The 255-nt window shown below is 38.4% G+C and carries 1 protein-coding gene; it reads right to left on the reverse strand.

Annotation, left to right across the window (positions count from 1 at the left end):
• Positions 1-255 (reverse strand): hypothetical protein (locus ACHRV3_RS23070; protein WP_395436301.1); only part of this gene is annotated, 255 nt, incomplete at both ends.

Here is a 255-nt window from a genome sequence, read left to right on the forward strand (position 1 = left end):
CTGTAGCAACAGCATCCAGATTACCATCTTTTACCAATTTTATCGTATAATCTCCATTAGGATTTGCTGTTTCTGGTCGGTCTCTCCAGAATCCTGTTTGGCTTACAATAACTTCTTTATGATAACCATTAGGCCCATCAATAATCACATTAGGTGTTAACGCATTACCAAAACCTCCCTCATTTAATTCTCCAACATTTTGAGGACCGGTAAAACTGCCATCACCATTAAGATCAATCCATTCCCATTGGCTAT

It is taken from the genome of Flavobacterium sp. FlaQc-49 (genome assembly GCF_044005985.1).
In the GTDB taxonomy this organism is placed as follows: Bacteria; Bacteroidota; Bacteroidia; order Flavobacteriales; family Flavobacteriaceae; genus Flavobacterium; species Flavobacterium cupriresistens.